Source organism: Streptomyces sp. NRRL B-24572 (assembly GCF_002156145.1).
GTDB lineage: Bacteria > Actinomycetota > Actinomycetes > Streptomycetales > Streptomycetaceae > Streptomyces > Streptomyces vietnamensis.
Genome location: NZ_MWIG01000237.1, coordinates 1 through 17,661 on the forward strand (window position 1 = coordinate 1; position 17,661 = coordinate 17,661).

Genomic DNA, 17,661 nt, shown 5'->3' on the forward strand with positions numbered 1-17,661 from the left:
TCGCCCTGCTCGGCGACTTCGGACGTCCGGTCCTCGCCTACTCCGGCGCCCAGTCGGCCCTCACCCCGCTCCTGCGGGCCGCGCCGCTCCACCTCGTCACCGAGAGCACCGCACCCCGGGCCTTCCGGCGCTCCCCGGACCGCCCCGTCCCGCACAACCTCTACCTGCGCCCCGGCCGCGCCCTCGCCGCCGCCCCGGGAGCCGACGACCCCCGGGACATCGGCTTCCGCTTCGGGCCCGCCCCGGCCGGCGGCACCCCGGTCACGACCTCGACCGTCCGCTACCCGGCGGCCCGCTACACCTTCACCTGGTCCGCCGCCGACCACGCCTGGCGGGTCGCCATGGACGGCCGCGGGGCCCGCGCCACCGACACGGGACCGCTCACCCCCGAGACGGTCGTCGTCCAGCGCGTCACGGTCCGCCCCTCCCGCTTCCACGACCGGTTCGGCTCCGTCTCCCCGTACAGCCAGACCGTCGGCAGCGGCACCGCCCTCGTCCTGCGCGACGGACGCGCCCACGAGGCCCACTGGTCCCGTCCCTCGGCGACCTCCGGCACCACCTTCACCACCCCGGCCGGAAAGCCCCTGCCCTTCGCCCCGGGCCAGACCTGGATCGTCCTGGCCCCGCGCGGATAGGACCGTCCTGCCGATCAGGAGGTGGTGCCCGGCGGGCGGGGGCGTGGAGCGGGCGGTACGGTGCTGTCCGCGGCCGCCATCCCGATCGTCACCACGATCAGCACGATCAGACCGAACCAGAGCCAGCCGCTGCTGCCGAGCGCCACCGTGTAGGTCGTCGTCAGCACCAGCGCGGCGCAGGTGAGCACCGCCATCGTCTTCGTGGGACCGGACATCAGTCCGCCCTCCTTCCGACCGGGGCCGCGGAAGCCGTACAGCCCATCGTGACCCCGCGAGAGGGGCGCGCGCTACTCCCCGGACGCTCCGGCGTGCGCCGGGACGCGAACGGGCCCGGCGCCGCAAGCGGCACCGGGCCCGGAAGGGGACCGTGGATCCAAAATCCTGGATTCGGATCCAACATCCTGGATCCAACATCCTGGATCCAACATCCTGGATCCAACATCCTGGATCCAACATCCTGGATCCGGATTCAGGATGTTGGATCCGGAGCGTCAGCGGCTCCGCGTCTGCAGGCTCGCCAGATACGCGTTGTACGCCTCCAGCTCCTTGTCGCCGTCCCGGTCGGCGGCCCGGTCCTTGCGGATCGCCTGCCGCTGCTCGGAGTGGTACCACTGGTAGACCAGCGCGATCAGGACGAGGACGGACGGGATCTCGCTGAACGCCCAGGCGATGCCGCCCGCCGCGTTCTGGTCGGTGAGGGCGTCGATCCCGAGCGAGGCCGGCGGGTTCTTGTACGACTCCACCAGCGGCTGGGTCGCCATCATCATCGCGATGCCGAAGAACGCGTGGAACGGCATGCCGGCGAACAGCTCCAGCATCCGCATCACGTACCCCGGCCGGTGCGGGCCCGGGTCCACGCCCATGATCGGCCAGAAGAAGACCAGGCCCACCATCAGGAAGTGCACCATCATGCCGATGTGCCCCGCCTTCGAGCCCATCAGGAAGTCGAAGAGCGGCGAGAAGTACAGCGCGTAGAGGCTCGCGATGAACATGGAGATGGTGAACGCCGGGTGCGTGATCACCCTCATGTACCGGCTGTGCAGCAGCTTCAGGAGCAGTTCGCGCGGCCCGAGCGAGCCCCGGCCCGCCACCGGCAGCGCCCGCAGCGCGAGCGTCACCGGCGCGCCGAGCAGCAGCAGGATCGGCGACAGCATGGAGATCACCATGTGCTGCACCATGTGCACGCTGAACATGACCATGCCGTAGTCGTTGAGCTTGGTGCACATCACGAGGGCGACGGTCAGCACGCCGACCGTGAAGAACACCGTCCGGCTGATCGGCCACGCGTCACCGCGCCGCCGCAGCCGCGCCACGCCCCATCCGTACAGACCGAGTGCCGCGAGGCAGCCGATCAGGAAGAAGAGGTCGGGAGAGAACTCGAGGCCCCGCCCCAGCGTGAACGGCGGCAGATCCATCGTCATGCCGTGCCCGCTGTGATCCATCCGTACACTCCTGGAGCCCGATTCGCGCTTGTTGTCCGCACCAGACTAGAACCGCCCCCGGCCGCGACTGCGACCGGGGGCGGATGTGGCGTACGGGAGTCGTCAGAGCACGCACTCCGCCTCGTCGTACCGGTCGGCCGGGACGGTCTTGAGGGTCTCCACGGCCTGGGCCAGCGGGACCATCGTGATCTCCGTGCCGCGCAGCGCGGTCAGCATGCCGAACTCGCCGCGGTGCGCCGCCTCGACGGCGTGCCAGCCGAAACGGGTCGCGAGGACGCGGTCGTACGCGGTCGGGGTGCCGCCGCGCTGGACGTGACCCAGGATGACCGGGCGGGCCTCCTTGCCGAGGCGCCGCTCCAGCTCGACGGAGAGCTGGTTGGCGATGCCGGTGAAGCGCTCGTGGCCGTAGATGTCGGTGCCGGCGGTCTTGAAGTCCATCGACCCCTCGCGCGGCTTCGCGCCCTCGGCGACGACCACGATCGCGAACCGCTTGCCGGCCTCGAAGCGCTCGCCGACCCGGGCGGTCAGCTCGTCCATGTCGAAGGGGCGCTCCGGGACGACCACGGCGTGCGCGCCGGCGGCCATGCCGGAGTGCAGTGCTATCCAGCCGGTGTGGCGGCCCATGACCTCGACGACGAGGACCCGCTGGTGGGACTCGGCGGTGGTCTTCAGCCGGTCGAGGGCCTCGGTGGCGACGGTGACGGCCGTGTCGAAGCCGAAGGTGACGTCGGTGGAGGCGATGTCGTTGTCGATCGTCTTCGGGACGCCGACGATCGGGAGCCCCGCCTCGGAGAGCAGGTTCGCCGCCTTGAGGGTGCCCTCGCCGCCGATCGGGATGATGGCGTCGAGACCGAGGTCGGCGACGTGGCCCTTGGCGCGCTCGACGCCGCCGACCAGGTGCGCGGGCTGGACCCGCGAGGAGCCGAGGATGGTGCCGCCCCGGGCCAGGATGCCGCCCACCGCGTCGAGATCGAGCTTGCGGTAGTCGCACTCCAGGAGGCCCTTCCACCCGTCGTGGAAGCCGATGACCTCGTCGCCGTGGTCGACGACGGCGCGGTGCACGACGGAACGGATGACAGCGTTCAGACCGGGGCAGTCTCCGCCGGAGGTGAGTACGCCAATGCGCATAGCCCAAAAACCTTTGCAACGTGGGCCGACTCCCGGACCACGTCGTCCGGCTGGATCCCCGCCACCCTATCGCCGCAGGGTGGCGGGGCCGAACCGGATGTCCGCACAGTGGACAACGTACGTTCGTACGAGGGACCAACGGCGGTGCGCGGGCTGACTCAGGCGGGCTGGGTCGCCGCCGCGATGCGCTCGGCGCGCAGCGCCTCGTACCACCGGTCGTCGGTCGGCGGCAGCGCGTTCACGTCGAGGGCCAGCTTCAGGAGCAGGTCCGCGATCTGCGGGTTCCGCGCCATGACGGGGCCGTGCATGTACGTGCCGAAGACGGTGTCGTTGTACGCGCCCTCGGTGCCGTCGCCGGTCCCGTTGCCGTTGCCGAAGACGGTCCGGGCGAACGGCCGGGCCGTCGGGCCGAGGTGGGTGATGCCCTGGTGGTTCTCGAAACCGGTCAGCTGGGGGAGGCCGAGGCGCGGGTCGATGTCCGCGAGGACGTCGCCGACGCAGCGGGCGCCCTCGCCGCGGGTCGAGATCACGTCGATGAGCCCGAGGCCGGGCTCGCGCTCGCCGAGGTCGTTGATGAACTCGTGGCCCAGGATCTGGTACCCGGCGCAGACCGAGAAGATGATCGCGCCGTTGGAGGCGGCCCGGCTCAGGCCGCCGTCCCGCCGCAGCCGCTCGGCCGCGAGCCGCTGCGGACGGTCCTCGCCGCCGCCGATCAGGTAGATGTCGCCCGAGGTCGGCACCGGCTGGTCGCTGCGGACGTCGACGCGCTCGACGCTGAGGCCGCGCTGTTCGGCACGGCGCTGGACGACGAGGACGTTGCCCTGGTCGCCGTAGGTGCTGAGCAGGTCCGGGTAGACCCAGACCAGGCGCAGGCTGCTGTCACTCATGCTGCAAGTCCTCTACGGGTCAGTTGCCGACGCGGCGGCGGACGTCCTGGAAGGCGGTGTAGTTGGCGATCAGCTCGATCTGCCCGGGCGGGGCCATCGCGACGGCCTCGTCGAGGGTCTCGCAGACGCGGAAGTCCACGCCCGCGACCTCCAGGCGGACGGCGAGGTCCAGCTTCCGGTCGCCGATCACCATGATCGGGTGGCCGGCGAGCCGGCCGTAGTCCACGTCCCACAGCCAGGAGGTGTCCGTGCCGTCGGCGCCGCGCGCGTTGACGGAGAGGATCACCGGGGCGGGCGGCCCGTCGATGAGGGAAAACGTTTCGAGCCAGCCGGCCGGGTTCTTCGCGAGGAGCAGACGCAGGTCGCGGTTCTGGAAGGAGACCACGTCGTAGCGTCCGGCGACGGCCTGCACCTGGTACATGCGCTCCAGGGCCACCTGCGGCGGCACCCCGAAGACCGCGGCGACGGCGGCCGAGGTGGCGGCGTTCGCCTTGTTGGCGCGGCCGGGCAGCTGGAGGCGGATCGGCCAGGCCGAACCGTGCGGGTCGAGCACGTGGTCGCCGCTGAGCGCCCAGCTCGGCGCGGGACGGCGGAAGCCGCACTCGCCGCAGAACCAGTCGTCGCCCGGACGCTGCATCACACCGCCGCAGGCGGGGCACGACCAGGCGTCGTCCTTCCACTCCTGGCCGGCGGCGACCCACACCACGTTCGGGGAGGAGGAGGCGGCCCACACGATGAGCGGGTCGTCGGCGTTGGCGATGACCACGGCCTTGGTGCCGTTGAGGCCCTCGCGCCACTTCTCGGCGAGCATCCGGGTCTCGGCCGCGCGGTCCAGCTGGTCGCGGGAGAGGTTGAGCAGCGCGATCGCCTTGGGCGTGGTGTCCCGGGCGACGCCGGCGAGGTACTTCTCGTCGACCTCGATCACACCGAACTTGGAGTCCGTGCCGCCGGCCAGCGCCGAGGTGATGCCGGCGGGCATGTTGGCGCCGAGCGCGTTGGAGACCACGGGACCGGCGGCGCGCAGGGCCTCCGCGATCAGCCGGGTCGTGGTGGTCTTGCCGTTGGTCGCCGACACCAGGACGACGTCCAGATGCTGCGCGAGCCGACCGAGCAGGTCGGGGTCGAGCTTCAGCGCCACCCGGCCGCCGATCACCGATCCGCTGCCGCGTCCCGCCGCACGCGACACCGCGGCCGCGGCCTTGCCCGCCGTCACGGCCAGCTTGGCGCGCGGCGACAGCGGCTCTGGATTACCGGGGTGTCCTGACATCGTTCTTGTTCCTCCTTGCGTCGGTCCGGGCTCAGCCTATCGAGATCCGGCCAGCAGCCCGAACAGCGGCACCGCCGAGCGGCCGCACGAAACAGGGAGGTCACAGTGGACCGTACCCTTACGGCCATGCGAAACCGCCCCATCCCCGGCAGTTCCGGTCTCGTCCGAGCGATGACGCTCCTCGGCGACCCCGTGCTGCACACCCCCTGCGCGCCCGTCACCGATTTCGGGCCCGAACTGGCCCGGCTCGTCGAGGACATGTTCGCCACGATGTACGCGGCGAACGGCGTGGGTCTGGCGGCGAACCAGGTCGGCACGGGCCTGCGGGTCTTCGTGTACGACTGCCCCGACGACGAGGAGATCCGCCACCTCGGTCATGTGGTGAACCCGCGCCTCGTGGAGGCGGACGGCGACGTGATCCGGGGCCCCGAGGGCTGTCTCTCCCTGCCGGGCCTCGAGGCGCCGACGCCCCGCTTCGACCGCGCGGTGGTGGAGGGCGTCCGCCTCGACGGCACTCCGATACGGGTCGAGGGGACGGGTTTCTTCGCCCGCTGCCTCCAGCACGAGACGGACCACCTGGAGGGCGGGGTCTACGCGGACCACGTCACGGGGTGGCGCAAGTCACGTCTCCTGCGCACGATCCGCAAGCAGTCGTGGGGGAGCGGGGCGTCCCTGCTGGAGGCCTGAGGTCGCCCGGGGCCGTCTCAGAAGCCCGGCCCGCCCGGGCGGTCGTCGGCCTCGGCGAGGCGGCCCCACAGAAGGTCCGCCAGGCTCTTGACGAGGTCCGCGCGGGAGCAGGGGCGCTCGCCGAGCCACCAGTCGCCGGCCGCGTGCATCATGCCGACGATGCCGTGCCCCCAGATCCGGGCCTGGGCCTCGGCGGCCGGTCCCAGGTCGACGCGCTCGGCGATGACCTGGCCGAGCTCCTCGCCCATGCGCCGGAGCAGCGGGGCCGAGTGGCGGCCGACGTCGAAGCCCTGCTCGGCCTGGTGCGGCTCCTCCGCCGGGTGCATGAGGAAGCGGTAGACCTGGGGCATCGCCTCGATGGACGCCAGGTAGGTGTCGAGGGTGGACTCGACGCGGCGGCGCCGGTCCGCGGGCGCGTCGAGCGAGGCCCGGAGCGAGGCGAGGAGCGCGTCGGTGTGCCGGGTGGCGAGGGCTCGGTAGAGCCCGCCCTTGTCGCCGAAGTGGCGGTAGAGGATCGGCTTGGTGATGCCCGCCTCGGCCGCGATCGCGTTCATGGACGCCTGGGGGCCGTCCCGGAGCACCACCCGGTCCGCCGCCTCCAGCAGTTCGCGGCGCCGCTGCTCGGCGGGCGTCTGCTGGTCGGTGGTCCGGTCTGCGATGTCCATGTGCGTGTCTCCCCGCCCGTGCGATTCGTGAGGCTGTCGCAACGTAACACCCGGCCGGGATCCGGTGTCGGTCGGGCCGAACCGCTCCACCGCTGGTTGACAGCTCCTACCCACCGGTAACAGACTGCTGTTACCGCAAGTAACGTCATGCTGGGAGGGAACATGGGCGAGTTCACGCTCGAACTCAACGAGGACCAGAAGCAGGTCCGCGACTGGCTCCACGGCTTCGCCGCCGATGTGATGCGCCCCGCGGCCGCCGAATGGGACGAGCGTGAGGAGACCCCCTGGCCGATCATCCAGGAAGCGGCCAAGATCGGCATCTACTCCCTCGACTTCTACGCCCAGCAGTTCTTCGACCCGACCGGCCTCGGCATCCCGATGGCGATGGAGGAGCTGTTCTGGGGCGACGCCGGCATCGCCCTCTCCATCGTCGGCACCGGCCTCGCCGCCGTCGGCGTCCTCGCCAACGGCACCGAGGAGCAGATCGGCACCTGGGTCCCGCAGATGTACGGCGACGCGAACGACGTCAAGGTCGCCGCCTTCTGCTCCTCCGAGCCCGACGCCGGCTCCGACGTCGCCTCCATGCGCACCCGCGCCGTGTACGACGAGGCCAAGGACGAGTGGGTCCTCAACGGCACCAAGACCTGGGCGACCAACGGCGGCATCGCCAACGTCCACGTCGTCGTCGCCGTCGTCGACGCCGAGCTCGGCTCCAAGGGCCACGCCTCCTTCATCGTGCCGCCGAACACCCCCGGCCTCTCCCAGGGCCAGAAGTTCCAGAAGCACGGCATCCGCGCCTCCCACACCGCCGAGGTCGTCCTGGAGGACGTCCGCGTTCCCGGCCACTGCCTCCTCGGCGGCAAGGACAAGCTGGACGAGCGCCTCGCCCGCGCCCGGGAGAAGGCCAAGGCGGGCGGCAAGGGGGCACCTCCCAGCGGTAGCTGGGGGAGCGTGAAGAACGCCGCCATGGCCACCTTCGAGGCCTCCCGCCCGGCCGTCGGCGCCATGGCCGTCGGCACCGCCCGCGCCGCGTACGAGGTCGCCCTCGACTACGCCAAGACCCGCGTCCAGTTCGGCCGCCCGATCATCGAGAACCAGGGCGTCGCCTTCCAGCTCGCCGACATGGCCACCCAGATCGACGCCGCCCGCCTCCTCGTCTGGCGCGCCTCCTGGATGGCCACCGCCGGCAAGCCCTTCACGGCGGCCGAGGGCTCCATGTCCAAGCTGTACGCGAGCGAGGTCGCCAAGAAGGTCACCGCCCAGGCCATCCAGATCCTCGGCGGCAACGGCTACACCCGCGAGTACCCGGTGGAGCGCATGCACCGCGACGCCGCCATCTACACCATCTTCGAGGGCACGAGCGAGATCCAGCGCATGGTGATCAGCCGCGCGCTCGCGAAGTAGCCGTCGGCGCTCACACCAGGCAGAACTCGTTGCCCTCCGGGTCCTGGAGGACCACCGCGTAGTAGTCCATGCCGTTCGGCTCGTCCATCGCGTAGAGGACGGTCGCGCCGAGCGCCGTCAGCCGGGCCACCTCGCCGTCCACGCGCTCGCGCCGGACGGCGAGGGGGACCTCGCGGCCGCCGCCGACCCTGAGGTCGAGGTGGACGCGGTTCTTGACGGTCTTCGGCTCCGGGACGTGCTGGAACCAGACGCGGGGCCCCACGCCCTTCGGGTCGACGATGGACTCCGGGAGCTCCCCGGCGTCCTCGCCCAGCTCGTCCTCCGGCACGCCGATCGCCTCCCAGTACGCCCGCCAGGTGGCGTGCCCGGCGGGCGGCGGATCGGGGACGTACCGCAGGGCGTCCAGCCAGAAGGGCACCAGGCGCTGGGGGTCGGCGCAGTCGATGGTCAGTTGCAGAGTCAGCTCGGGTCGCTCCATGGGAACGAGCCTCGCAGACGCCACTGACAACGACGGAGCCGACGGGCGATTCGAGCCAACAGGCCGGATATGGGCGGGTGTTCGACCCCTACTCGCCTGTGCGTTACTTCCTGGGGAAGAATCACCAGGCCGGTGACGATCAAGGGGGAACCGATCATGACCACCACCCGGACCGAGGCACCCGAACTCGCGGGACTTCCGCTCCTCGGCTCCATGTTCGACCTCAAGAACGACGCGCTGGGCACCTTCCTGCGCGCCCGGCGCGACCACGGCGACGTCGTGAAGATCACCGCAGGACCGCCCGGGATCCGCTCCACCATCTATGCCGTCTTCTCCGCCGAGGGCGCCCAGCAGGTCCTCGCCGGGGAGTCGGCGAACTTCCGCAAGGACAACACCTTCTACCAGGAGATCCGCGAGTCCTTCGGCAACGGCCTGCTCACCAGCCAGGACGAGGACTACCTCCGCCAGCGCCGGCTCGTCCAGCCCCTCTTCACCAAGCGCCGCGTCGACGGCTACGCCGAGGCCGTCGCCGCCGAGGTCACCACCCTCACCGGCGAGTGGCAGGACGCCGGCGCCGAGACCGTCGACGTCCTCCACGAGATGACCCGCTTCGCCCTGCGCGCGGTCGCCCGCATCCTCTTCGGCACCGACGTCGACACGGCCGTCGAGATCGTCGAGCGCAGCTTCCCCGAGCTCAACGCCTACGTGCTGAGCCGTGGCTACGCCCCGCTCAGGGTGCCCCGCGACTGGCCCACCCCGGGCAACCGCAAGGCCGCCGCCGTCCACCGGGCGCTGTACGAGGTCTGCGACCGGATCATCGCCGAGCGACGCGCCTCCGGCCGGGCCTCCGCCGAGGGCGACGACCTCCTCACCCTGCTCGTCGAGGCCGAGAGCGCCGAGGACGGCAGCTTCGACGCCACCGAGCTGCGCGAGCAGGTCCTCGTCTTCCTGCTCGCCGGACACGAGACCACCGCCACCTCCCTCGGCTTCGCCCTCCACCTCCTCGCCAAGCACCCGGAGGTGCTGAAGCGGGCCCACGAGGAGGTCGACCGGGTCCTCGGCGGCCGCACTCCCGGCGCCGCCGACCTCGACGCGCTGCCCTACGTCACCCGCGTCCTCAAGGAGACCATGCGTCTCTTCCCCGCGGCCCCGGCCATCGGCCGCCGCGCCGTCGAAGCCACCGTGATCGACGGCGTCGCCGTCCCGGCCGGGGCGGACGTCGTCGTCGCCTCCTGGGTCACCCACCGGCACCCCGCCTACTGGGAGGACCCGGAGCGCTTCGACCCCGACCGCTTCACGCCCGAGGCGGAGGCGGCCCGCCCCCGGTACGCCTGGTACCCCTTCGGCGGCGGCCCGCGCGCCTGCATCGGCCAGCACTTCTCGATGCTGGAGTCGGTGATCGCCCTGGCGATGCTCCTCCAGAAGTACGGCCTCGAAGCCGTCGACACCGAGATCCCCGTCGGCTCCGCGATCACGCTCTACGCGACGGGCCCGGCCCGCTGCCGCCTGCTGCCGCGCTGAGGGAGGCGGGAGCGACCCTACGCGGGGCCGCTCCCGTCCCTCCCCCTACGGCCCGGTCGCGACGACGACCGTCGCCCACCACTCCTCGGAGGTGACGACCCGCGGCACCAGACCGGCCCCGGCCATCACCGCGAGCGCCGTCTCCGCCTGCCGCTCGCTCGTCTCCACCAGCAGGTGCCCGCCCGGCGCCAGCCACTCCGGCGCCTCGGCGGCGACCCGCCGCATGACGTCGAGCCCGTCCGCGCCGCCGTCGAGCGTGACGTGCGGCTCGTGGTCGCGGGCCTCGGGCGGCAGCAGCCCCATCTCCTCGGTCGGCACGTACGGCACGTTGGCGACCAGCACCTCGACCCGGCCCCGCAGCTCCCGCGGCAGCGGCGCGAAGAGGTCCCCCTCGTACACCCGGCCGCCGCGCGGCTCGACGTTCCGCCGGGCGCAGCGCACCGCCGCCGGCTCGATGTCCGAGGCGTGCACCTCCGCGCCCTCGACCCCGGCGAGCAGCACCGCGCCCGCCGCGCCGGAGCCGCAGCACAGGTCGACGCAGACGGCGCCCGGCCGGGCCAGCGCCACCGCCTGGCCGACGAGGAACTCCGTACGCCGCCGGGGCACGAAGACCCCGCCGTCGACCTCGATCCGCAGCCCGGCGAACTCGGCCCAGCCCACGACGTGCTCCAGGGGCAGACCGGAGGCCCGCCGCTCGACCATGAGGTCGAGCTCGGCGGGCCCGGCGGCGGCCGCGAGGATCATCTCCGCCTCTTCTTCGGCGAAGACGCACCCGGCGGCCCGCAGCCGTTCGACGACCCCCGGGTCAGACAAGCTGCGCCTCGATCGCCGCCACGACCTCGGGGGCCTCCGGCTCGGTGCGCGGACGGAAACGGGTGACCGCGCCGTCACGGCCGATCAGGAACTTCTCGAAGTTCCACTGCACGTCACCGGCCTCGCCCTCGGCGTCGGCGACCTTCACCAGCTCGGAATAGAGCGGGTGACGTCCGTCACCGTTGACGTCCGTCTTCTCCAGAAGCGGGAAGGACACGCCGTACGTCGCGGAACAGAAGGTCGCGATCTCCTCGGCGCTGCCCGGCTCCTGCCCGGCGAACTGGTTGCAGGGCACGCCGAGCACCGTGAAGCCGCGCTCCCCGTACTCCTTCTGCAGCCGCTCCAGACCCGCGTACTGCGGGGTGAGGCCGCACTTGGAGGCGACGTTCACGACCAGGACGGCCCGGTCCCGGTAGTCGGCGAGGGAGACCGGCTCGCCGGTCAGGGTCTTCAGGGGGATGTCGTACAGGCTCATGTGCTGCTCCTCGTCGGAATGGGGTTTGATCTCAGCATGGGAGACGAACCACTGGCAATCGCGATCGATTCCACACCGGAGCCGGGACCCCGCCGCGTCCACTGCCGCCTCTGCGGCCGCCCCCTGACCGGCGCCGACTCCCGCCGCACGGGCCTGGGCCCCACCTGCGACGCCAAACTCCACCCCCCGGCCCCGGACATCCGCACCCGCCGCCACGAGGTGGAACAGGACACCCTGCCGGGCCTCGACGACGATCAGTAGGTCCCGAGCCCGGCGACGCTACCAGGCGGCAAATCGATCGCCCACGGGAATTCGGGTCGGCCACAGTGGGCCGCGATGAGACCGAAACCCGAGCAACCGGAGCCCTGAACCATGTCCACCCTGCGCGTCACCGCCGAAGTCCTCACCGTCCATCCGCACCCCAATGCCGACGCCTTGGAGCTCGCCCAGGTCGGGCTCTACCGGGCCGTCGTCGCCAAGGGGGTCTACGAGACGGGTGATGTCGCCGTCTACATCCCCGAGCAGGCCGTGCTGCCCCTCCCGCTCGTCGAGGAGCTGGGGCTCACCGGGCGGCTCGCCGGAGGGAACTCGGACCGGGTGAAGGCGGTGCGGCTGCGCGGGGAGTTGTCGCAGGGGATCGTGTGCCGGCCCGGCGCGCTCGCCGGTACCGATCTGGCGCGGGCGGCCGCCGACGGGGTCGACTTCGCGGAGGTGCTGGGCATCACCAAGTGGGTGCCGCCGATACCGCCGACGATGAACGGGGACGTCGAGACCGCGCCCGATCTGCTGCCCTGGGTCGACATCGAGAACCTGCAGCGCTACCCCGACGTCTTCGAGCCCGGCGAGCCCGTCGTCCTCACGGAGAAGCTCCACGGCACCGCCTGCCTGCTGACCTTCCACGCCGAGGAGGGCCGCGTCCAGGTCTCCTCCAAGGGGTTCGGGGCAAAGGGCCTCGCCCTCCAGGAGGATCCGCGCAACCTGTACTGGCGCGCCGTCCACGGGCACGGGCTCGCCGCCGTCGCCGAGCGGCTCGCCGAGCGCCTCGGCGCCCGCCGGGTGGGGCTCTTCGGCGAGGTGTACGGCTCCGGGGTGCAGGACCTCGCCTACGGCGCCGACGCCCGCTCCGAGACCGTCGGATACGCGCTGTTCGACGTGTCCGCCGAGATCGACGGACACGTCCGGTGGCTCGACCCGGAGGCCGTGCTCGAAGCCGGTGAGGTGGCGCTCGTACCGCGGCTGTACTCCGGGCCGTACGACCTCGACACCGTCCTCGCGCACGCCAGCGGCCGCGAGACCGTCTCCGGACGGGAGACGCACCTGCGGGAGGGCGTCGTCATCCGGTCCGCGACCGAGCGGTACAGCCCGGTCACCGGTGGCCGGGCCATCGCCAAGGCCGTCAGCCCGGCCTACCTGACCCGCAAGGGCGGCACCGAGTTCGAGTGACCCCGGCCGGGGTCAGAGCTTTCGGAACAGGCCCTCCTGGACCACCGACACCAGGAGCCTGCCCTCGCGGTCGTAGATGCGGCCGCGGGCCAGGCCCCGGCCGCCCGTCGCGATGGGGGACTCCTGGTCGTACAGGAACCACTCGTCCGCCCGGAACGGCCGGTGGAACCACATCGCGTGGTCCAGGGAGGCCATGTCGAAGCCCCGCGGGCCCCAGAGGGGTTCGACCGGGATGCGGACCGCGTCCAGGAGCGTCATGTCCGAGGCGTACGTCAGCGCGCACGTGTGGACCAGCGGGTCGTCGCCCAGCGGGCCGACCGCCCGCATCCACACCGCGGAGCGCGGGTCCGCGCCCTTGACCTCCTCGTGCGTCCAGCGCAGCCGGTCCACGTACCGGATGTCGAAGGGCTGCCGGCGGGCCATCCGCTCCAGGGCCTCCGGCAGCGTCCCCAGGTGCTCGCGGATCTCGTCCGGCAGGTTCGGCAGGGTCTCCGGGTCCGTCAGGTGCCGCGGCGGCAGCTGGTGCTCGAAGGCGCCCTCCTCCGGCTTGTGGAAGGAAGCCGTCAGATTGAAGATCGTCCGCCCCTCCTGGATCGCCGTGACCCGGCGGGTCGTGAACGAGCGGCCGTCGCGCACCCGCTCCACCTGGTACACGATCGGCACCCCGGGCCGGCCGGGGCGCAGGAAGTAGGCGTGCAGCGAGTGCACCGGCCGGTCGCCCTCCGTGGTGCGGCCGGCCGCCACCAGGGCCTGCCCGGCGACCTGTCCGCCGAAGACCCGTTGCAGCGACTCCTGCGGGCTGCGCCCACGGAAGATGTTCACCTCGATCTGCTCCAGGTCGAGCAGGTCCACGAGCCTCTCGGCGGGGTTGGTCACCACAGGTCTCCTCTACAGCTGTCCGACGGACGTCACGCGGACCACGGCCCGGCCCTCCTCGTCGGAGGCCGCGAGATCCACCTCCGCGCTGATGCCCCAGTCATGGTCGCCGTTCGGGTCGGCGAAGGTCTGCCGGACGCGCCACAGGCCGTGTGCCGCGTCCTCCTCGATCGCGAGCAGCTTCGGGCCGCGCGCGTCCGGGCCCGTACCCAGGTCGTCGTACTCGTCCCAGTACGCGTCCATCGCCTCGCCCCACGCGTCCGCGTCCCAGCCGGAGTCCGCGTCAAGATCGCCGAGCGCGTCGACGTTGTCGAGGGCGGCCAGCTCCACCCGGCGGAACATGGCGTTGCGCACCAGGACCCGGAAGGCGCGGGCGTTCGCCGTGACCGGCTTGACCTGGTCGGCCTTCTCCTGGGCCTCCTCGGCCGTCTGGATCTCCGGGTTGGCCAGCTGCTCCCACTCGTCGAGCAGCGAGGAGTCCACCTGGCGCACCATCTCGCCCAGCCAGGCGATCAGGTCCTCCAGGTCCTCGGTCTTCAGGTCGTCCGGGATGGTGTGGTCGAGCGCCTTGTACGCGCTCGCCAGGTACCGCAGGACGATGCCCTCGGTCCGCGCCAGCTCGTACCAGGAGGTGAACTCCGTGAACGTCAGGGCCCGTTCGTACATGTCACGGATGACCGACTTCGGCGACACCGGGTGGTCGCCGACCCACGGGTGCGACTTCCGGTAGACGTTGTACGCGTGCCAGAGCAGCTCCTCCAGCGGCTTCGGGTACGAGATGTCCTGGAGCCGCTCCATCCGCTCCTCGTACTCGACGCCGTCCGCCTTCATCTGCCCCACGGCCTCCCCGCGCGCCTTGTTCTGCATGGCGGCGAGGATCTGACGCGGGTCGTCGAGCGTCGACTCGACGACGGACACCATGTCCAGGGCGTACGAGGGGGACTCGGGGTCCAGCAGGTCGAAGGCGGCGAGCGCGAACGTCGACAGCGGCTGGTTGAGCGCGAAGTCCTGCTGGAGGTCGACCGTCAGGCGGATCGTGCGGCCCTCGGCGTCCGGCTCGTCCAGCTGCTCCACCACACCGCCGTCGAGCAGCGAGCGGTAGATCGCGATGGCCCGGCGGATGTGCCGCAGCTGCGCCTTGCGCGGCTCGTGGTTGTCCTCCAGGAGCTTGCGCATCGCCTCGAAGGCGTTGCCCGGACGGGCGATCACCGACAGCAGCATGATGTTGGTGACCTTGAAGCGGGAGGTCAGCGGCTCCGGCTCGGCCTCGATCAGCTTCTCGAAGGTCGATTCGCTCCAGGCGACGAAGCCCTCGGGGGCCTTCTTGCGGACCACCTTGCGGCGCTTCTTCGGGTCGTCCCCGGCCTTCGCGAGCGCCTTCTCGTTCTCGATGACGTGCTCGGGGGCCTGCGCCACCACGAAGCCGGCGGTGTCGAAGCCGGCCCGGCCGGCGCGGCCCGCGATCTGGTGGAACTCGCGTGCGCGCAGGGTCCGCACCCGGTTGCCGTCGTACTTGGTGAGGGCCGTGAAGAGCACCGTGCGGATCGGCACGTTCACGCCGACGCCGAGGGTGTCCGTTCCGCAGATCACCTTCAGGAGGCCCGCCTGCGCGAGCTTCTCCACGAGCCGCCGGTACTTCGGCAGCATGCCCGCGTGGTGCACGCCGATGCCGTGGCGCACGTACCGCGAGAGGTTCTGGCCGAACTTGGTGGTGAAGCGGAAGTTGCCGATGAGCTCGGCGATCTGGTCCTTCTCCTCGCGCGTGCACATGTTGATGCTCATCAGCGACTGCGCGCGCTCGACGGCCTGCGCCTGCGTGAAGTGCACGATGTAGACGGGCGCCTGCTTGGTCTCCAGGAGCTCGGTCAGGGTGTCCGTGATGGGCGTGAGCCGGTACTCGTACGACAGCGGCACCGGCCGGGTCGCCGAGCGGACCACCGAGGTCGGGCGCCCGGTCCGCCGGGTCAGGTCCTTCTCGAACATCGACACGTCGCCGAGCGTCGCCGACATGAGGACGAACTGCGCCTGGGGGAGTTCCAGGAGCGGGATCTGCCACGCCCAGCCGCGGTCCTGCTCGGCGTAGAAGTGGAACTCGTCCATGACGACCTGGCCGATGTCGGCGTACTTGCCGTCGCGCAGCGCGATCGAGGCGAGCACCTCCGCCGTGCAGCAGATCACCGGGGCGTCCGCGTTCACGGAGGCGTCGCCGGTGAGCATGCCGACGTTCTCGGTGCCGAAGAGCTTGCACAGGTCGAAGAACTTCTCCGACACCAGCGCCTTGATCGGCGCGGTGTAGAAGGTCACCTGGTCATGGGCGAGCGCGGTGAAGTGCGCCCCCGCCGCGACCAGCGACTTTCCCGATCCGGTGGGGGTGGACAAGATCACGTTGGCCCCGGAGACGACCTCGATCAGCGCCTCTTCCTGGGCCGGGTAGAGCGTGATGCCCCGGTCCTCGGCCCAGGAGGAGAAGGCCTCGAAGAGGGCGTCGGGGTCGGCGGTCGGCGGCAGCTGATCGATAAGGGTCACGCCCCCATCTTGCCCGCATTCCGCTCGGATGAGGGAACCGGCCGTCATCGGTCTTGATCACGGACGATAGGCTCGTCCGTCGACCGGCCGTCAACTGGGCGCCGGCAGGGGAGAAACGGGGCGGGTCAACCATGATGGGACCGGCGCACTCGCTGTCCGGAGCGGCGGCCTGGCTGGGTGTAGGAGCGGCCGCGGCCGCCTTCGACCACCCGATGCCCTGGCCGGTTCTCGTCGCCGGCGCGCTCATCTGCGCGGGTGCCGCCCTGGCGCCCGACCTCGACCACAAGTCGGCGACCATCTCCCGCGCCTTCGGGCCGGTCTCCCGGGGCCTCTGCGAGATCGTCGACAAGCTGTCGTACGCCGTCTACAAGGCCACCCGCTCCTCCTCCGACCCCCGCAGGTCCGGCGGACACCGGACCCTCACCCACACCTGGCTCTGGGCGGTCCTGATCGGCGCCGGGGCCTCCGTCGCGGCCGTCACCGGAGGCCGCTGGGCCGTCCTCGCGATCCTCTTCGTCCACCTGGTGCTCGCCGTGGAAGGCCTGCTGTGGCGGGCAGCCCGGGTCTCCAGCGACGTCCTGGTCTGGCTGCTCGGCGCCGCCGGCGCCTGGATCCTGGCGGGCGTCCTCGACCAGCCCGGCAACGGCGCCGGCTGGCTCTTCGCCGAGCCGGGCCAGGAGTACCTGTGGCTGGGCCTGCCCATCGTCCTCGGCGCGCTCGTGCACGACATCGGCGACGCCCTGACCGTCTCCGGCTGCCCGATCCTGTGGCCCATCCCCGTCGGCCGCAAGCGCTGGTACCCGCTCGGCCCGCCCAAGGGCATGCGCTTCCGGGCCGGCAGCTGGGTCGAGCTCAAGGTCCTGATGCCCGCCTTCATGGTCCTGGGCGGCGTGGGCGGCGCCTCGGCGCTCGGTTTCATCTAGCCGTACGCAGTTCCTCCGAGCCGTAGGCAGGCTCTTCGAGCCGTACGCGGGTTCTTCGAGCCGTACGCAGACGAGGGGGCCCGCACCGGACATCCGGTGCGGGCCCCCTCCGCATGGCTCAGCCGTGCCAGGACCGCCACAGCGCCGCGTACGCCCCGTCCGCCGCCACCAGCTCCTCGTGGCTGCCGAGCTCGCTGATCCGGCCCGCCTCGACCACCGCGATCAGGTCGGCGTCGTGGGCGGTGTGCAGCCGGTGCGCGATCGCCACGACCGTCCGGCCGTCCAGGACCCGGCCGAGCGAGCGCTCCAGGTGCCGGGCGGCGCGCGGGTCGAGCAGGGAGGTCGCCTCGTCGAGGACCAGGGTGTGCGGGTCCGCGAGGACGAGCCGGGCCAGCGCGATCTGCTGGGCCTGCGCCGGGGTCAACGAGCGGCCGCCCGAGCCGACCTCGGTGTCCAGGCCCCCGTCGAGCCCCCGGGCCCAGCCCTCCGCG

General features: G+C 71.7%; 18 protein-coding genes and 1 pseudogene. 7 read left to right on the forward strand and 12 right to left on the reverse strand.

What is annotated here, in order from left to right; translation table 11 throughout:
• The coding region (locus CCN56_RS14735; RefSeq protein WP_143664523.1) for a DUF3048 C-terminal domain-containing protein at nt 1-635 on the forward strand (635 nt) is incomplete at its 5' end.
• Nucleotides 636-649: 14 nt separating this feature from the next.
• On the opposite strand, the gene CCN56_RS14740 is transcribed toward CCN56_RS14735, so the two are convergent.
• The 5 genes from CCN56_RS14740 to CCN56_RS14760 form a co-directional block, all read right to left on the reverse strand.
• Nucleotides 650-850, reverse strand: coding sequence for a hypothetical protein (locus tag CCN56_RS14740; protein ID WP_086827148.1), 201 nt, complete (start codon nt 848-850; stop codon nt 650-652).
• A gap of 276 nt (nt 851-1,126) precedes the next feature.
• Nucleotides 1,127-2,077 carry a cytochrome c oxidase assembly protein gene (locus tag CCN56_RS14745; RefSeq protein ID WP_086827150.1) on the reverse strand — a complete coding sequence of 317 codons (951 nt, stop codon included), beginning with the start codon at nt 2,075-2,077 and terminating at the stop codon, nt 1,127-1,129.
• Nucleotides 2,078-2,179: 102 nt separating this feature from the next.
• Entirely contained in the window at nt 2,180-3,205 is a 1,026-nt protein-coding gene (locus tag CCN56_RS14750; RefSeq protein ID WP_086827152.1) for a 6-phosphofructokinase, read from the reverse strand.
• 158 nt (nt 3,206-3,363) lie between these two features.
• A complete protein-coding gene (locus CCN56_RS14755) occupies nt 3,364-4,092 on the reverse strand; it encodes a type 1 glutamine amidotransferase (protein ID WP_041128037.1) in 729 nt (242 codons plus the stop codon).
• A 19-nt stretch (nt 4,093-4,111) separates the two neighbouring features.
• A complete protein-coding gene (locus CCN56_RS14760; protein ID WP_041128036.1) occupies nt 4,112-5,359 on the reverse strand; it encodes a MurT ligase domain-containing protein in 1,248 nt (415 codons plus the stop codon).
• Nucleotides 5,360-5,485: 126 nt separating this feature from the next.
• Here CCN56_RS14760 and def point away from each other — a divergent pair, with 126 nt between their 5' ends.
• Complete coding sequence (gene def / locus CCN56_RS14765) at nt 5,486-6,046, forward strand: peptide deformylase (RefSeq protein WP_086827154.1); 561 nt, start codon at nt 5,486-5,488, stop codon at nt 6,044-6,046.
• Nucleotides 6,047-6,063: 17 nt separating this feature from the next.
• Here the strand turns inward: def and CCN56_RS14770 are convergent, their stop codons facing one another.
• Nucleotides 6,064-6,711: a TetR family transcriptional regulator gene (locus CCN56_RS14770; protein ID WP_086827156.1), complete on the reverse strand. Its 648-nt coding sequence runs from the start codon at nt 6,709-6,711 to the stop codon at nt 6,064-6,066.
• Between the two features lie 162 nt (nt 6,712-6,873).
• On the opposite strand from CCN56_RS14770, the gene CCN56_RS14775 reads away from it, so the two are divergent.
• Nucleotides 6,874-8,115 (forward strand): acyl-CoA dehydrogenase family protein, encoded by a 1,242-nt coding sequence (locus CCN56_RS14775; RefSeq protein ID WP_086827157.1) that lies wholly within the window; start codon nt 6,874-6,876, stop codon nt 8,113-8,115.
• Between the two features lie 10 nt (nt 8,116-8,125).
• On the opposite strand, the gene CCN56_RS14780 is transcribed toward CCN56_RS14775, so the two are convergent.
• Nucleotides 8,126-8,593: a VOC family protein gene (locus tag CCN56_RS14780; protein WP_041128032.1), complete on the reverse strand. Its 468-nt coding sequence runs from the start codon at nt 8,591-8,593 to the stop codon at nt 8,126-8,128.
• A gap of 156 nt (nt 8,594-8,749) precedes the next feature.
• On the opposite strand from CCN56_RS14780, the gene CCN56_RS14785 reads away from it, so the two are divergent.
• The gene (locus CCN56_RS14785) at nt 8,750-10,114 is read left to right on the forward strand and encodes a cytochrome P450 (RefSeq protein WP_086827171.1); all 1,365 of its coding nucleotides are present in this window, start codon (nt 8,750-8,752) and stop codon (nt 10,112-10,114) included.
• 45 nt (nt 10,115-10,159) lie between these two features.
• On the opposite strand, the gene CCN56_RS14790 is transcribed toward CCN56_RS14785, so the two are convergent.
• Nucleotides 10,160-10,927, reverse strand: coding sequence for a putative protein N(5)-glutamine methyltransferase (locus CCN56_RS14790; RefSeq protein ID WP_086827159.1), 768 nt, complete (start codon nt 10,925-10,927; stop codon nt 10,160-10,162).
• Nucleotides 10,920-11,402 (reverse strand): glutathione peroxidase, encoded by a 483-nt coding sequence (locus tag CCN56_RS14795; protein ID WP_041128030.1) that lies wholly within the window; start codon nt 11,400-11,402, stop codon nt 10,920-10,922. Before CCN56_RS14795 ends, CCN56_RS14790 begins: the two co-directional genes overlap by 8 nt.
• A gap of 36 nt (nt 11,403-11,438) precedes the next feature.
• Here CCN56_RS14795 and CCN56_RS14800 point away from each other — a divergent pair, with 36 nt between their 5' ends.
• Nucleotides 11,439-11,663, forward strand: a complete 225-nt coding sequence (locus tag CCN56_RS14800; protein ID WP_086827161.1) for a DUF6011 domain-containing protein — start codon at nt 11,439-11,441, stop codon at nt 11,661-11,663.
• A 111-nt stretch (nt 11,664-11,774) separates the two neighbouring features.
• Nucleotides 11,775-12,845, forward strand: a complete 1,071-nt coding sequence (locus tag CCN56_RS14805; protein ID WP_086827163.1) for an RNA ligase (ATP) — start codon at nt 11,775-11,777, stop codon at nt 12,843-12,845.
• A gap of 12 nt (nt 12,846-12,857) precedes the next feature.
• Here CCN56_RS14805 and CCN56_RS14810 read toward each other — a convergent pair whose 3' ends face one another.
• A complete protein-coding gene (locus tag CCN56_RS14810) occupies nt 12,858-13,721 on the reverse strand; it encodes an acyl-CoA thioesterase II (RefSeq protein ID WP_179199844.1) in 864 nt (287 codons plus the stop codon).
• A 12-nt stretch (nt 13,722-13,733) separates the two neighbouring features.
• Nucleotides 13,734-16,295 (reverse strand): RNA helicase, encoded by a 2,562-nt coding sequence (locus tag CCN56_RS14815; RefSeq protein ID WP_086827167.1) that lies wholly within the window; start codon nt 16,293-16,295, stop codon nt 13,734-13,736.
• 83 nt (nt 16,296-16,378) lie between these two features.
• Here CCN56_RS14815 and CCN56_RS14820 point away from each other — a divergent pair, with 83 nt between their 5' ends.
• Nucleotides 16,379-17,170: a metal-dependent hydrolase gene (locus CCN56_RS14820; protein ID WP_086827169.1), complete on the forward strand. Its 792-nt coding sequence runs from the start codon at nt 16,379-16,381 to the stop codon at nt 17,168-17,170.
• 118 nt (nt 17,171-17,288) lie between these two features.
• Here the strand turns inward: CCN56_RS14820 and CCN56_RS14825 are convergent.
• Nucleotides 17,289-17,661: pseudogene (locus CCN56_RS14825) on the reverse strand (ABC transporter ATP-binding protein); the annotation flags it as partial.

Coding starts and splice junctions, on each gene's coding strand:
- CCN56_RS14760 (WP_041128036.1), bottom strand. CDS start 5,359: ATGTCAGGACACCCCGGTAATCCAGAGCCGCTGTCGCCGCGCGCCAAG.
- CCN56_RS14780 (WP_041128032.1), bottom strand. CDS start 8,593: ATGGAGCGACCCGAGCTGACTCTGCAACTGACCATCGACTGCGCCGAC.
- CCN56_RS14775 (WP_086827157.1), top strand. CDS start 6,874: ATGGGCGAGTTCACGCTCGAACTCAACGAGGACCAGAAGCAGGTCCGC.
- CCN56_RS14820 (WP_086827169.1), top strand. CDS start 16,379: ATGATGGGACCGGCGCACTCGCTGTCCGGAGCGGCGGCCTGGCTGGGT.
- CCN56_RS14740 (WP_086827148.1), bottom strand. CDS start 850: ATGTCCGGTCCCACGAAGACGATGGCGGTGCTCACCTGCGCCGCGCTG.
- CCN56_RS14805 (WP_086827163.1), top strand. CDS start 11,775: ATGTCCACCCTGCGCGTCACCGCCGAAGTCCTCACCGTCCATCCGCAC.
- CCN56_RS14755 (WP_041128037.1), bottom strand. CDS start 4,092: ATGAGTGACAGCAGCCTGCGCCTGGTCTGGGTCTACCCGGACCTGCTC.
- CCN56_RS14815 (WP_086827167.1), bottom strand. CDS start 16,295: ATGACGGCCGGTTCCCTCATCCGAGCGGAATGCGGGCAAGATGGGGGC.
- CCN56_RS14770 (WP_086827156.1), bottom strand. CDS start 6,711: ATGGACATCGCAGACCGGACCACCGACCAGCAGACGCCCGCCGAGCAG.
- def (WP_086827154.1), top strand. CDS start 5,486: ATGCGAAACCGCCCCATCCCCGGCAGTTCCGGTCTCGTCCGAGCGATG.
- CCN56_RS14785 (WP_086827171.1), top strand. CDS start 8,750: ATGACCACCACCCGGACCGAGGCACCCGAACTCGCGGGACTTCCGCTC.
- CCN56_RS14800 (WP_086827161.1), top strand. CDS start 11,439: ATGGGAGACGAACCACTGGCAATCGCGATCGATTCCACACCGGAGCCG.
- CCN56_RS14750 (WP_086827152.1), bottom strand. CDS start 3,205: ATGCGCATTGGCGTACTCACCTCCGGCGGAGACTGCCCCGGTCTGAAC.
- CCN56_RS14745 (WP_086827150.1), bottom strand. CDS start 2,077: ATGGATCACAGCGGGCACGGCATGACGATGGATCTGCCGCCGTTCACG.
- CCN56_RS14795 (WP_041128030.1), bottom strand. CDS start 11,402: ATGAGCCTGTACGACATCCCCCTGAAGACCCTGACCGGCGAGCCGGTC.